Raw genomic sequence first — 14,216 nt, forward strand, 5'->3', positions numbered from 1 at the left:
TAAAGCTATTCCCAAATATTACAATAAATAGGCTCTCAAGTTTGTCCATTAAACAATCTGTAGAGTGGTGCAACTGGGGAATCTGCTATGCCTTTAAGTATGAATTATTCAAAAAACAAAATTTTAACAGTGGCAGCGATCGCGCTGTTGGGATGTGGGGCAGTTTGGTTCTGGCAATCTTCCCCTGCTACCACTAGTGCATCATCTAAAAAAAATCCGCCAATTAAATCAGCATTAGTAAATTTTAACGTTGCTTCTACCTTTAAAGGACATACCAAACCGATTTCGGCTGTGGCGATTCACCCAGACGGGAAGACACTTGCCTCTGCCAGTACAGACAACACTATCAAGCTGTGGAATTTAGCAACAGGAGAAGAACGACGCACGTTGAGGGGGCATCAAAAATGGATCAATTCTATTGCCATTAGCCCGGATGGTAAAACACTTGCTTCTGCCAGTGCAGACAACACCATTAAACTGTGGAACTTAACAACAGGAAAACTCATACGCACCCTGAGCGGGCATCAAGCCTCAGTTCAGTCTGTCGCCTTTAGTCCAGATAATAATACTGTAGCTAGTGGCAGCTGGGATCAGAGTCTCAAACTCTGGGATGTAGCAACAGGGAAGGAAGTGCGCACTTTTAGCGGGGATTGTGACGTAGTAGATGCGATCGCTATTAGCCCAGATGGCACAACACTTGCCAGCAGTAATTATTTTGACAACAGCATTAAATTGTGGGAAATAAAAACGGGCAAACAAACTCGCGGCTTAAGAGGGCATACAGAGGCGATTCATTCCCTCGCCTTTAGTCCAGATGGCAAGACTATAGCAAGTGGTAGTTGGGATAAGACTATCAAAATCTGGGATTTGGCAACAGCAAAGGAAATCCACACTCTCACAGGGCATGAAAATAAGATAGAATCTATTACTTTTAGCCCCAATGGAAAAACCCTTGCTAGTGCTAGTTGGGACAAAACTATCAAAATATGGAATGTCGCAACAGGAATAGAAATTCAAACCCTCAAGGGGCATGACAACAAAATTTGGTCTATTGCGTATAGTCCAGATGGCAATACTCTAGCAAGTGGTAGTTTTGATCAGACTATCAAGATTTGGCGGGTGTCACGGTAATAGTTAATTGTTTATGTAGGGAGCATTCCACTTTTTTAATCAATACCCTGGAAGGGTATTGCTACACAAACAAAGCCTGCGAAGGCAGGCTTCGTACTTATAGCCCCAGGCTTATAGTCTGTGGACATTTTAAAAGCTGGGATGCTTTAAAACACAGTCAATCGGTAAGCACCTTTCTCGCGAGGAGTCGCAGAAAGAATCACGACATAATATGTGTCATTTTCTGGTAATTTGGCTCGGTCGATCAATGCAGTGTATCGTCCATCTTTATCGTTGTCAGTGGCAACAATTTGCCCTTTGGAGTTGAGCAAAACTATGTAAGGGGGAAACTCTTCAAACATACTATCTACACGGATGCTAACCAATTGGTCTTTTTTCCCCTCAAACTTAGAGATACTGTAAGGGCTGCCAGTTTTTCTAAAAGAAAGGTTACTTGCTGTTAAGTTGCCAGACTCGTCTAAAGCATAGCTTGCTCTATCATTGCGCAAAGCTAAGCTATAGCGCCCTATCTCTCCTGGATTGCGACTCGTAACTGCGATCGTGTAAGTTCCTTTGACAGGTAATCGTACAAAGATAAATGCATCTTTGACTCCACCTTTGCTAGCAGTTTCCCCATTGCCTCTTTTTGTCAGAACCCTATTATTAGGATCAAGCAGCATCATAAACGGATCTAAACTTAAATTGCTCGAACGACGTTGATCGGCACTACCTGTAAGTCTGATTTGAATTAGTTGGTTTTCCCTACCTTCAAACTGATAGAAATGAAAATATCTGCCTTGGGATTTAAAATCGCCCGGAGCCAAAACGCCCAATGCAATATTGACAAAATCAACTTTTTTAGCATTAGGGATGGTGGAACGATTAACAGGCGAACCAACTGAAATTTGATTATTATTTACGTTTGGCTTAGTAGTTGGTTTGCTCGCAGGCGATCGCGAAGGAGTAGAACGGCGATTGGATGGCTGTGATACTGGTTGAGATCTGCTGGGAGTAGAACGGCGATTGGATGGCTGTGATACTGGTTGAGATCTGCTGGGAGTAGAACGGCGATTGGATGGCTGCGATGCTGGTTGAGATCTGCTGGGAGTAGAACGACGATTGGATGGCTGCGATGCTGGTGGGCTGCTAGGAGTAGAGCCAGTACTAGGAGGCTGTGGTGTTGGCGTGGATTCTATTATAGGAGAAGGTGCGGGAGTAGAGCCAGTACTAGGAGGCTGTGGTGTTGGTGTTGATTCTGTTGTAGGAGAAGGTGCGGGAGTAGAATCAGTACCAGGAGACTGCGATGTTGATGTGGACTCTGTTGGAGGTGCTTGAGTTGCAGGAATAGGTGAGTTTATTGGTTGATTGCGCTTGAGAGGAGATACAGGCGGTTGTGAAACAGGAATTTGCTCGATTCCTTGTTGTACTGCTTCTGGTTGTCTCTCATCTGGTGTTTTAGCAATTTTGAACTCTCCAGATTGTTTTGCAACTTCTAAAGCATATATAGATGGAATATAACTTGTTATCAACAAGCTACTACTGATCGAAAAGATTAAAGCTAGGTTAAATCTGCTCCTAAGTTTCGTGTTGATTTCCCTTGCCATCACTTCACTCCTGATGCTTGCAAAATATAGATGTTTTTATGTCTTTAGACAGTTACTTTGAGCTACTTTTTAATGGTTCATTACGACAAAATGAATTTAAAGTGAATTATTTGAGCGAAAAATTGCTGACATAGTATTAAGAGTTTCATGTGTTTATTGATGCGATCGCTCATTTTTCAAAAAATATTGTTCTGTGCCTTTTAACTAAGAGTAAAAATAGTGTCTATCAAAAACACTTATAGCAGTTTCGTGCTACTTTTAACTAAGTTTTTGATGAACTATGTGTATTTTTATTTTAAATTGCCTAGTTACCAATAAATTGCTTCTCCACGCGAAAATATAATATTAGTAACTTAATAGCAAAATTATACGTCATAAATTAATATAGACTCAAGCTGCTAATGGCTCAACGGTATGATTTGCTGCCTGAATCCTGACTGTCACGACCCCTTAAATCCTGGGGATAACAAATACTGCCAAAGTTGTAAAACTCCGCTCATACCGTTACTGAGAGGACACTATCGCGTTATACAAAGACTTTCCGTTGAAGGTGGATTTAGTATCACCTATCTAGCGGAAGATATAGATAAATTAAACGAAAGATGTGTAGTCAAGCAATTAGCACCAAAAATCCAGGAATCGTGGTTATTGCAGAAAGCAGTCAAGCTTTTTAAACAAGAAGCACAACGGCTGCAAGAATTGGGAGAACATCCACAAATTCCCCATTTGTTGGCTTATTTTGAGCAAGACAACTATTTATATTTAGTCCAGCAATTCATTGATGGACAGAATTTACTCAAGGAATTGCAACAACGAGGTAAGTTTAGCGAAACAGAGATCCGAGAGCTTTTATTAGATTTACTACCTATTCTCAAATTTATTCACGAGCAGGGAGTCATTCATCGAGATATTAAGCCACAAAATATTCTTCGCCGTCAAAGTGATGGGCGATTAGTACTAATTGACTTTGGAGCATCAAAGCTACTGACAGCAACAGTGCAAGCGAAAATAGGAACAACTATTGGTTCACACGGCTATACCCCGATTGAACAAATGCAAGATGGAGAAGCCTATCCAGCCAGCGATTTATTTAGCTTGGGTGCGACTTGCTTTTATCTTTTGAGTGGAATTTCTCCATCTAAACTGTGGATGCAACATGGTTACAGTTGGGTAGCATCTTGGTGGCAATATCTCAATAATCTGGACAAGGGTGAAGTTTCCTTGTCTGTAGAGTTGGGTATGGTTCTCGACAAGTTGCTGAAAACAGACATTCACCAACGTTATCAATCTGCTGATGAAGTGATTAAGGACTTAACCCATCAGGCGTTACCATTATCAGTACCCCCAACTATACTGTCGTCGGGGGCGTCTCCAACTCAAACAGTACAACCACATAGAAAGCCCAACAATAGACTGATGGTGAATGCTGCTGTGATGCTGTTAGGAATAGCAGGAATTTGGTATTTTCAGTCTCGCCAGGCGGCAATTACTCAGTCTTCTCAGCCCAATCAGCCTGGAGACACAATTGAAGGAAATTCTGCTCAACCCAGTACCTTAAAAGGACATGCTAGTGATGTCAATTCTGTCGCCTTCAGCCCCATTTTGCCAAATCTTCCCAATCAAGGAGTAGAAAAAGGAATACTAGCCAGTGGCAGTGATGATAAGACAATCAAACTTTGGAATTTAGGAACCCAAAAGAAAATTTTTACTCTTGCTGGGCATTCCGGATGGATTTGGAGTGTTGCCTTCAGCCCTGATGGGCAAATTCTGGCTAGCGGTAGTGCAGACAAAACGATTAAACTTTGGAACTTGCAAACAGGAAAAGAAATTCGTACTCTCAAGGGACATACTGCTGGAGTCGCCTCTGTTGCTTTTAGTTCCGATGGCAAAACTCTTGCTAGCGGTAGTGTAGATAAAACGATTAAACTTTGGAACTTGCAAACAGGAAAAGAAATTCGTACTCTTAAGGGGCATACTGCTGGAGTCGCTTCCGTTGCTTTCAGTAGCGATCGCAAAACCCTTGCTAGTGGAAGTTGGGATAAAACTATCAAAGTTTGGAATTTAGATACTGCAAAGAGTATTCGCACACTGAAAGGACATTCTGACTGGATTATTTCCATTGCCTTTAGTCCCGATAGTACTAGCCTTGCTAGTGGTAGCAAAGACAAGACAATTAAATTATGGAATTTAGTGACTGGAGAGGTAATACATACCCTGAAAGCACATACTGATAAAGTAAATTCTCTTGCCTTTGTGCCAACTTCAGGTTATGGCAAATATTTAGAGGGAGCTATCCTTATTAGTGGTAGTAATGACAACACAATTAAATTGTGGAATTTAAAAACAGGAAAAGAAATTCGCACCTTAAAAAGAGATTCTGGTTATATTTATTCCGTCGCAATTAGCCCTGATGGAGAGACAATTGTCGGCGGTGGCAGCGCTGATAATTTGATTAAGATTTGGCGGGTTTTGCCATAAAAGTGTTGGAACTTAAATTTTGCCTGGTTTGCGAAACACTCGCTTTTGGAATTTAAAGATAATAAAAATAATTAGAAATTTGACAATTTTAGTCGCAAAATTGTCAGAAATCATATTATGGAGTGCAGCACAGTTAACTTTACAAAACAATGCTTTGCTGCTTAAATCCCGATTGCCCCAATCCTCTAAATCCCGATGGGATAAAGTATTGTCAAAGTTGTGGCATACCAATGATACCACTTTTGAGAGGACACTATCGTGTCACTAAAGTTCTTTCAGATGAAGGTGGATTTGGTAGGACTTATTTAGCAGAAGATATAGATAAATTGAATGAACTGTGTGTTGTCAAACAACTTGCTCCTAAAGTTCAAGGAACTTATGCACTGAAAAAAGCTGTTGAACTATTTAAAGAAGAAGCGAAAAGGCTGCAAGAACTAGGTAAGCATCCACAAATACCTACCCTTTTAGCTTACTTTGAGCAAGAAAACTATATGTATTTGGTACAAGAATTTATTGATGGGCAGAATTTACTCAAACAGTTGCAACAACAGAAAACTTATAGCGAAACGGAAATTCGGGAACTATTGCTGGATTTGCTGTCTGTCCTTAAATTTATCCATGAACGTGGGGTGATTCATCGGGATACTAAACCACAAAATATCATGCACTCTCAAAGTGATGGCAAGCTCGTACTGATTGATTTTGGAGCCTCGAAACAGCTAATACCATTTCACTTTTTGAGTGATTCGTCTTCAACCCCTCCCAACCTCCCCTTAGTAAGGGGAGGTGCCGTAGGCGGTGGGGTACATCCATATCAGCCTTTTCGTGAAACAGCTAACTGCAACAGTACAGAGTAAACCAGGAACAACTATTGGTTCATTTGGCTATAGTCCTATTGAACAAATTAAAGGTGGTGAAGCTTACCCATCTAGCGATTTGTTTGCTCTAGGAGCTACCTGCTTTCATTTGCTGACTGGGATTGCTCCTTTCCCTTTGTGGGCGCAACATGGCTATAGTTGGGTAACAAATTGGCGGCAATATTTGAAAAGCCCTGTTAGTCAAGGATTGGGTGAGATTCTTGACAAGCTGTTGCAAACAGATAAAGAGGAGCGTTATCAATCAGCAGACGAAGTAATTAAGCACTTGTCAGTCGTCTCTCCCACAGTGCCTTTAACGCCGCCACCAGTCATTACAAAGCCTTCACCGCCACTTCAAACAAAAGTCAATCAGCCAAACTCGCTGATATCACACCAGAAAACTCAATTACCGCCTCTTACTACACCTGGTAAACGTTCGCTAGTACCAATAAAGCTTGTCATTCTCTCAATTTTAGTACTCCTTGGTGGTTTTGTGGGATATTTGTTGCGCCAAGGAGGATTTTTAAATGAGAAAATTCCTGATACTCCACCCACTGTCACACCTCCACCATCTGTGACAAGCGATCGCCCTCAAGTGATTCAAACTGCAAGTGAAATATCGTTCAGTACAACTGTGTCGCCTCCAAGATCGGCGATCGTTACTGCTGGTAGCATTTTGCGAATTGAGCAACCAGGTATAGAACAGACAAATCCAAAATCTTGGATATACTTGCGAGTCTGCTCCTTAGGAGAAGAGGTAACTTTATCTACTAACTCATCTAATCCCCTCTCAACCCCCATAGCTAAAAAACCTTTAGTGAAGCAGGGAGAAGTTGTCAGGATGCAATTAGCCGAGTTTAATTCATTGCAGAATATTTCTACACCAGCACCCGAAATTGCCAATCAATGTCTGGCAAGTAATACTGCTGTCACTTCCGGGGAATAACCATCTTTGAGTCTATTCCTACACCTGCGCCGGAAAATAAAATTGCATTATTAAGATACCAGTTCCAATTTTATAGAAAGTAGTAGTATCTCCTAATGTTGGAAAATTTATGAAATTTGAAGAGCTAGAAACACAACTTTTAACATTAACTCCAACTGAGAAGGCTGAAGCGATACAAATTTTGACTCAAACCTTAAGCAGTGGTTCGCATGGCATTACAAAAACTCCTGGTGTATGTGGTGGTGAAGCCTGTATTGCAAAGACTCGCATCCCAGTTTGGTTATTAGTAGAGTCTCGTCATCAAGGTATTAGTGAAGCACAACTTTTAGATGACTATCCTCATATTAGTGCAGCAGATTTAGTCAATGCCTGGGCATATGCAGATGCACACCCTGAAGAAATCGTAGATGCTATCGAAAAAAACATGATTCGAGTGGTTTGTCTATCTACATAAATTTTGAATTTCTTAATTATTTATCGCGCCTCGAACCAATATTACCGTACTATCTACCCCAGAAGCGATCGCTTTTCAACTTCTTCCACGCGAAGAATAATTAACTACTAGTTGTTATTTAGGAAACCTTGGTAGATTTTTAAATTATGTTAGATAGTTACTATACAAGGAATAGTTATGAAAATAAAAGGTATCAAGCGGGGTAAAACTATAGAAATATTTGCGGAAATTAATATTCCCGATGGTCAAGAAATCATAATTGAAATTCAAGAAGAGCAATTATTAAGTGAGGAGGAAAGGCACAAAAGGATGAAAGAGTTATTAGCAACTCTTTGGGAAGATAAAGAGAATTTTGTTAAAACAATGGAAGAGTTAGAAAAAGAAAAAAACGTCTCTAATGGTAAATCTGAATTTTGGAAATCTTTAGAAAAGTTTCGTCAAGAAGAAGACTTAGAAGCAGCAGGTATTGAATCAGAAGTATTTGCAGAAGTCCGTGATTATTTACCGGGTGGCGAGGTAATTTGGTGAGTTTACGTTTCTTGCTAGATACCAATATTCTATCAGAACCGTTGCGCCCAAGCCCTAATCCGAATGTAGTTATAATGCTTCGACATCATGAAAATGAAATAGGTACAGCCACTATTGTGTATCATGAATTGCTGTTCGGATGCTTTCGTCTTTTAGAATCTAAAAAACGTCAGACGATAGACAGATATCTCAAAGAAGTTGTGCAACCTAATATTCCCTTGCTGCCATATGATGAGGACGCAGCTAGATGGCACGCCCTAGAAAGGGCGCGTTTGGTAAAAATTGGCAAAACACCATCTTTTGTAGATGGTAAAATTGCCGCAATTGCTAAGGTTAATGATTTGATTATTGTTACAAATTATGTGTCGGACTACGTCGATTTTTTAGAACTGCAACTTGAGAACTGGTTCGCGGAAACCGAATAAGATAGCTTAATTATTAATCGCCCCTCTCACCAATATTACCGTACTATCTACCCCAGAAGCGATCGCCTCAGGAATATTTCCTTTCATCACTTGCTGTAGCATTCCTTCACGAGAAGCACCTAATACGACTACGTCATAACCTTCGCTTTTCACGAGATTAATCACGCCCTCGCTGACAGAATCGGCTTCAATTGGGGCAGCAATGACAGTACTAGATAATTTTCGACGACGAACAAGCTGACGAATCGCCTCTTCTAAAACTCTCATGTCTGGTTCCAACTCCGATGGCTTAAACACCCGTGTCAGGCGAATTTTCGGATCTTGCCCTAATGTCACTAAAGCAGGAAGCAATTTAATTGCCATCCTAGCATTGGGGCCACCTGCCATCGGAACTAGCCAGCGATTGAATTGGGGAGGAGATGATGCTTGAGGAGAAATCTCTGTGTTTTTGTATCCTAATTTCACTAGTACAACTTCACAAGTGGCTTGGCGAATGACAGTATCTACTACATCCCCAAAAATACGACCGGGGGTAGAAGTACTACCCTTCCACCCCATGAGAATTAAATCAATGTGTCTTTCTGTGATTGTTTCTAAAATTGCTTGGGCGGCATCGTGGGCAACTCGAATTTGCGTATGTACAGGGATGTTCCACTTTTTGCCCAAAACTTCGGCGTTGCGCAGTAATCGGCGACTTTTTGCGGTTCTGACTGGTGTTTCACTCGGAGAGCTTTGACGCGAGACAAGAATGACTTGCAGACATTCAATTTCATAGTGGCGATCGCGGGCAATTGCTGCTGCCATTTGTATGAGTATTGCTGCTGTTTCTGGGTTGGCAACTGGCACTAATAATCGACCTCTGCCAGTACTAGGCGATCGCGTTTGGTATACTACATAAGATGGTTCCGGTTGTGGGCCGTGTTCTCGATGTTCACAGTTGAGACTGTCTGCTTCGGCGCGAATAATATCGGCGCGGGTAATAATTCCAATTAGTCTTCGCCCTTCTACTACTGGCAAACGACTGATTTGATAGCGATCCAGTAAATACAGCACGTTACCCAAGTTATGCTTGGGTGTAACCGTCACTGGCTGTGGTGTCATGATGGCTCGCACAGGAGTAGATGAAGCCAAGTTGCGATCGCGAATCTTTAATAAATCGCTTTGAGTAATAATTCCGACTAATTTACCTTCCTCTACGATCGGAAAACCTCGGTGGTGGGAGCGAGAAAAAGCTTGCATAACTTCATCTAAAGACATCTCTGCATCCAAAGTTTCCACCCGTTGCTGCATTACATCTTGGGCTGTTAACTTTGTCAATATACCCTCAATCGGAACTGGTTTTTCAATATTGATGCCATTGAACTGTAAAAGTCTGCTATACAAAGAGCCTGGCATCAGCTTGTCAGCAACTAGATAGGATGTCACAGAGCCAATCATCAAAGGCAAGACTAAATTAAAATCTGTTGTCATCTCAAATACAATCACTATCGCTGTGATTGGCACTTTCGAGACAGCGCTAAAAAATGCTCCCATCCCCGCCAAAGCATAAGTAGTAGTTGAGCCAAATCCAAATAATTGGACTTCAGCTACGCCGACAATATATCCCAAACAAGAACCCAAAATTAAGCTAGGGGCAAATAACCCTCCTGGCGCTCCAGAGCCAAACGCTATTAAGGTGAGAATAAACTGAGCGCAAAAAGCGAATGCTGCTAAGGAAGGATTAACACTTCCTGCAATTACAAACTCTCGTAAACCAGTGTTATCTCGGAACGAGCTAGGTAAAAATGCAACAATTATACCCGAAATAAATCCTGCTAAAGCAACCCTTAGTGGCAAGCTAATATGCAAGCTTCGATATAATTTTATACTCTCAATTATTCCCTTATTAAATAATGCCGCTAGTAACCCTGCTAAAATACCCAATACTAAGAAAAAAGGAATTTCTGGGATTGAAAAACTACTTAAGGATTTATTCAATTCCAGGTTTAGTAACAAACTACGTCCACCCAATAAGCGAGAGACAACACCGCCAATAAACGAAGCGATGATTGCAGTACCTAGAGTCAAACCTGATAAATCTTGGAGTAACTCTTCGATCACAAATAATACCCCAGCGATCGGCGCGTTGAAAGCTGCTGCCAAACCTGCACCCGCACCTGCTGCAATCATCTGGCGTCGGTGATCAGGAGAGGTAGGAACCAAACGACTCATTCCCCCTGCTAAAGCTGCACCAACTTGTACGGTGGGACCTTGTCTACCGAGGGTTATTCCTGAACCTAAGGCAATCGTAGCACTAAGTAATTTCACTACTGCCACTCGCCAAGAAAGTCTAACTGGTAGGTTAGCAAGAGAGGCTTTGACATGGGGAATCCCACTGCCAGACGCTTCTGGTGCTAACCTTTCTACCAACAAACCTGCCAAAAACCCAAAGCACAAACCAATTGTTGGTAGAACCAGCCATGCTGGAAAGATGTGGGAACTTTGAACTCGCCATGTTCCTACCCATCCTGAACCAAATTTTAAGAATACAGCAGAGAGGGCGGCGACTATACCAATGATGCAAGCTTCTGCGATCGCTAAACCTCTTCTCGGTTGCCAGACAGTGCGAACCCACTGAGTCAGCAAAGGGGGCGACATAAAAAGTTAAAAGTTAAAAGTCAAAAGTCAAAAATATTTTTCTATTAGAAATTTTTTGTTTCTACAAAAGTCTCTGATAACTGTTAACAAATCAAGCGCAGCATCTGATTGCTACCCTTTTGAAATTCCCAGTTAACTTTAACAATTTCGGTAGTAATTTCTATGGCTTTCAAGTCAGAAAGTAATTTATCTAAGTATGGATAAGCTTCGGCATTTTTACCTTGTAGGGGATAAATTCTCACTTCTTTTGAACAAACCCGATACAATTCCAAAATAGAATTTAAATGAAAATTGTAATCAAACTCATCACTATAAAGAAATAAAAAATGACCACTCAGAACTAAATCAAAGCTTTGATTGGCAAAAGGTAATTTGGGCAATTCTGCTTTGATATAACGTCCTGCTCTTTTTCCAATTGTATAATCTTGAGCAAAGTGTTGAAAGGCAAGCTTTCTATATTTTTTAAATCCCTCTAGCCCTCCATAAAATTCCCAATTGTAAAATTGTGGAACCAGAGTGACTCGCTCGACAACGTGTTCAAAATCTGCTTTTCCCTTATCAAACAAAATAGTTTCATCAAGATTAAATAACAAATCGCAGGCTACAGCATGAATACCCATCTTGTTAGCTTCTGCGACAAAAGAAGCTGTACCAGATGGACAATCCAATATTTTGCAATCTTCCCATTGAGATAAGTCAAGGTCAAAAAATTTGACATATTCTGATAAAGTACGTCCAAAAAAAACTACTCTATCAAGCTGAATGCCATCTTGGCTATGACTTGAAACTTCCATAATTGAGGAAAAATTTTAATTGCTAATTATTTAATTGTTTTTGCCTGTGGTGGAAAGTCCTTCCACAATTAAAGACGGGGTATAACAAGAGCCGTTCCAATCAGCATCGCCACCCAATTGAACCAATTGTTTGAGAGCCGTATAGACATTACCCGCCACCATTGTATCCTTTACACGCCCAATTACCTGACCATTTTTGACGCGGTATCCTAGATCAACGTTAATAGAAAAGTCACCAGAAATACCACTGCCACCGCCTAGCATTTGATCCACAATCAAGCCATCGTCTAATTGTTGAATCAATTCTTGTAGCGTTCCCGAACCGGGTTGAATCAAGAAATTAAATAAACCAGGGGTAGGATAGCTACCTAAACCAGGACGAAAACCATTGCCTGTGGAGGGAATGTTAAGCTGCTTGCCGGTAGTGCGATCGCTGTAAAAATTTTGCAAGACTCCGTTTTCAATAAACACTAAAGACTGAGTCGGGGTGCCTTCATCATCAAAAGGGCAACTGTAAGGCCCTGCTTCAGGATCTTGATATAGAGTTAGGGAGGGGGAAACTACTTGTTTGCCAATGCGTTCTGCCCAAGGAGATGCCGTTTCTAAAACTCGCTTACCATTCAATGCAGCTTGGACAGTTCCCCAAAGCATATCAGCCGCTTTAGAAGTAAACAATACACTCGAACGACCGCTCTTGAAAGAAACGTTCTCTTTTGCCCAAGACAAACGTTGTAAAATTTGAGCAGCAAGTTTGTTGGGTTGGAGATTGCCACGTTCGGTTTCGCCGTCGGAAACATTCAAAAAGTCATCACCTCGTACCCATTCTGCGGAGATATAGCAACTAAGGGTAGTGTCAGTGTAGTAACAATCTAAACCTTCGCTATTGACGAGTCTGGTGTTTTCAACATCACATTCCCAGTCACCGTTACAAAGAACTTCTGGGTAAACATCACGGATGAGAGCGATTGTTTCTTTGCCCCACTCTACTAACTTCTCTACTGGTACCTCTGCCCCTAAGTCTGGATAGGCAGGCTGAAAGTTACTGCCAAGTTCCACATCTTCTGGTTGATTCAATTGGCTTAAAGCTAAGGCGCGTTCCACAATCGCCTGCGGTTCCACATTACCATAAGCCACTGCTAGCCCTGGACGTCCGTTACACCATAGTCGCAACGCCGTACCTTCAGACTGATTGGTTTCTAGCTGTTTGAGGCGATTTGCTTCAAAAAATACCGGTCGAGAGAGCGATCGCGACTGATACACCTCAGCAACTTCTGCACCAGATTGTAAGGCAAGTTCCAGTAACTGTTCTGCCAGTGTATCCTTTGGTAACTTTTTAGACACCATGTTTTTTATTGTTAATTGCTAATAGCTAATGGCTAATTGCAACATGCATGAATAGCCATTAGCTAATCCCCAATTAACTTTATGACAGATTGATCTCACATAACAGCCAAAACCCTGCAAAAGATTCTGCTTGGGGATTGGATTGCACTCCAAGAAAATGCGCGCCGTTAGCTTTTTGCTTGGCTTGTTCAAACTCTTGGGCTTGGGTAAGCATTTGGGGGTTTTTGATATTTGCTAAGATCCAGCTTTCAGTCGCCCCTGTTTCTAAAAGTAACCTTCCTCCCTGCGGACTGCGATCAAATTTCAACCACGCCAAATCCAAGCCAGACATCCAGGCAGCCACAGGTAATGCTCTGGGTGAGAAAATCAAAACACCAGGAATGGGAGTTTGGGGAGAAATATTTACCAACTCTAGGGGAAATCCTTCAGCAAAGCTGATATCCCACTCCGACATATCCGTAAATTCCGAGGCTTGTAAAGTCACAAATCCTAGCTGTTGCCCTTCCAATGCATCGGGTAGACGTTGGGCTAAAGGGGCTTCCAAACGCACCGAAGGATTAGCTCCCCCTTGATATCCTTCTTGTTGAGGATAAACTTCTTCCATCCGTTGTTGCAGCCATTGGTTGAGCACCAAAGTCCGACGACTTGGTTGTGCCGGAACACCAATATCCTGGCAGGCTTTAGTAATCATATTGTTCATTTGCCGCCGGAAAAAGCGAACTCTAATTGGTGCTTCTCCTTTTTTGTCAATTGCCTCTTGCAGTGCCGTCCGCAACCATGCCGAATTTACCTGGGTACTAGGACAATATTTAGCATAGCGAAACAAAGAATCTACATTTGTACGGGTATCCAAAGGAGTTTCGCACACTAAGACTTCCCAAACTTTTTTCTGATTTTCGTCCAGAATTGGACGGGAGTAAAAATCGAGTTCCCAGATACTGCCCATGTTATGCCGTTAAAATTTGGCTAGATTTTATTTTTTATATTTTCAGTATAATAATTTCAGTTTTTGTTACAAATATTGAAGCTAGTGTTACTA

The 14,216-nt window shown here is 41.5% G+C and carries 10 protein-coding genes and 1 pseudogene; 6 read left to right on the top strand and 5 right to left on the bottom strand.

The features are described from left to right. Positions 1-87 precede the first annotated feature (87 nt). On the top strand, positions 88-1,131 hold the full coding sequence (locus QUB80_RS08760) for a WD40 repeat domain-containing protein (RefSeq protein ID WP_336622313.1): 1,044 nt from the start codon (positions 88-90) through the stop codon (positions 1,129-1,131). 146 nt (positions 1,132-1,277) lie between these two features. Here QUB80_RS08760 and QUB80_RS08765 read toward each other — a convergent pair whose 3' ends face one another. Further along, positions 1,278-2,714 carry a PPC domain-containing protein gene (locus tag QUB80_RS08765; protein WP_289789128.1) on the bottom strand — a complete coding sequence of 479 codons (1,437 nt, stop codon included), beginning with the start codon at positions 2,712-2,714 and terminating at the stop codon, positions 1,278-1,280. Between the two features lie 414 nt (positions 2,715-3,128). Here QUB80_RS08765 and QUB80_RS08770 point away from each other — a divergent pair, with 414 nt between their 5' ends. The 5 genes and pseudogenes from QUB80_RS08770 (at position 3,129) to QUB80_RS08795 (ending at position 8,402) form a co-directional block, all read left to right on the top strand. Beyond that, positions 3,129-5,192: a serine/threonine-protein kinase gene (locus QUB80_RS08770; RefSeq protein ID WP_289789129.1), complete on the top strand. Its 2,064-nt coding sequence runs from the start codon at positions 3,129-3,131 to the stop codon at positions 5,190-5,192. Positions 5,193-5,341: 149 nt separating this feature from the next. Then, a pseudogene (locus QUB80_RS35205) lies at positions 5,342-6,338 on the top strand (protein kinase domain-containing protein); the annotation flags it as partial. A gap of 766 nt (positions 6,339-7,104) precedes the next feature. Further along, positions 7,105-7,449 (top strand): DUF433 domain-containing protein, encoded by a 345-nt coding sequence (locus QUB80_RS08785; protein WP_289789130.1) that lies wholly within the window; start codon positions 7,105-7,107, stop codon positions 7,447-7,449. Positions 7,450-7,626: 177 nt separating this feature from the next. Continuing rightward, positions 7,627-7,977: a hypothetical protein gene (locus QUB80_RS08790; protein WP_289789131.1), complete on the top strand. Its 351-nt coding sequence runs from the start codon at positions 7,627-7,629 to the stop codon at positions 7,975-7,977. Continuing rightward, entirely contained in the window at positions 7,974-8,402 is a 429-nt protein-coding gene (locus tag QUB80_RS08795; RefSeq protein ID WP_289789132.1) for a type II toxin-antitoxin system VapC family toxin, read from the top strand. The genes QUB80_RS08790 and QUB80_RS08795 overlap by 4 nt, the downstream gene beginning before the upstream one ends. A 6-nt stretch (positions 8,403-8,408) precedes the next feature. On the opposite strand, the gene QUB80_RS08800 is transcribed toward QUB80_RS08795, so the two are convergent. The 4 genes from QUB80_RS08800 to QUB80_RS08815 all read right to left on the bottom strand — a co-directional run bounded on the left by QUB80_RS08800 (position 8,409) and on the right by QUB80_RS08815 (position 14,123). Beyond that, positions 8,409-11,039: a chloride channel protein gene (locus QUB80_RS08800; protein WP_289789133.1), complete on the bottom strand. Its 2,631-nt coding sequence runs from the start codon at positions 11,037-11,039 to the stop codon at positions 8,409-8,411. A gap of 83 nt (positions 11,040-11,122) precedes the next feature. Continuing rightward, the gene (locus tag QUB80_RS08805) at positions 11,123-11,833 is read right to left on the bottom strand and encodes a class I SAM-dependent methyltransferase (RefSeq protein WP_289789134.1); all 711 of its coding nucleotides are present in this window, start codon (positions 11,831-11,833) and stop codon (positions 11,123-11,125) included. A gap of 30 nt (positions 11,834-11,863) precedes the next feature. Beyond that, complete coding sequence (locus QUB80_RS08810; protein ID WP_289789135.1) at positions 11,864-13,177, bottom strand: TldD/PmbA family protein; 1,314 nt, start codon at positions 13,175-13,177, stop codon at positions 11,864-11,866. Positions 13,178-13,256: 79 nt separating this feature from the next. Next, a complete protein-coding gene (locus QUB80_RS08815) occupies positions 13,257-14,123 on the bottom strand; it encodes a Tab2/Atab2 family RNA-binding protein (protein WP_289789136.1) in 867 nt (288 codons plus the stop codon). Between the last annotated feature and the right edge of the window lie 93 nt (positions 14,124-14,216).

The sequence above is a fragment of the Chlorogloeopsis sp. ULAP01 genome, from assembly GCF_030381805.1.
In the GTDB taxonomy this organism is placed as follows: domain Bacteria; phylum Cyanobacteriota; class Cyanobacteriia; order Cyanobacteriales; family Nostocaceae; genus Chlorogloeopsis.

Bases quoted from the DNA above. Each gene is read 5' to 3' on its own strand.
- QUB80_RS08760 (WP_336622313.1), top strand. From the start codon at position 88: ATGCCTTTAAGTATGAATTATTCAAAAAACAAAATTTTAACAGTGGCA.
- QUB80_RS08765 (WP_289789128.1), bottom strand. From the start codon at position 2,714: ATGGCAAGGGAAATCAACACGAAACTTAGGAGCAGATTTAACCTAGCT.
- QUB80_RS08770 (WP_289789129.1), top strand. From the start codon at position 3,129: ATGATTTGCTGCCTGAATCCTGACTGTCACGACCCCTTAAATCCTGGG.
- QUB80_RS08785 (WP_289789130.1), top strand. From the start codon at position 7,105: ATGAAATTTGAAGAGCTAGAAACACAACTTTTAACATTAACTCCAACT.
- QUB80_RS08790 (WP_289789131.1), top strand. From the start codon at position 7,627: ATGAAAATAAAAGGTATCAAGCGGGGTAAAACTATAGAAATATTTGCG.
- QUB80_RS08800 (WP_289789133.1), bottom strand. From the start codon at position 11,039: ATGTCGCCCCCTTTGCTGACTCAGTGGGTTCGCACTGTCTGGCAACCG.
- QUB80_RS08805 (WP_289789134.1), bottom strand. From the start codon at position 11,833: ATGGAAGTTTCAAGTCATAGCCAAGATGGCATTCAGCTTGATAGAGTA.
- QUB80_RS08810 (WP_289789135.1), bottom strand. From the start codon at position 13,177: ATGGTGTCTAAAAAGTTACCAAAGGATACACTGGCAGAACAGTTACTG.
- QUB80_RS08815 (WP_289789136.1), bottom strand. From the start codon at position 14,123: ATGGGCAGTATCTGGGAACTCGATTTTTACTCCCGTCCAATTCTGGAC.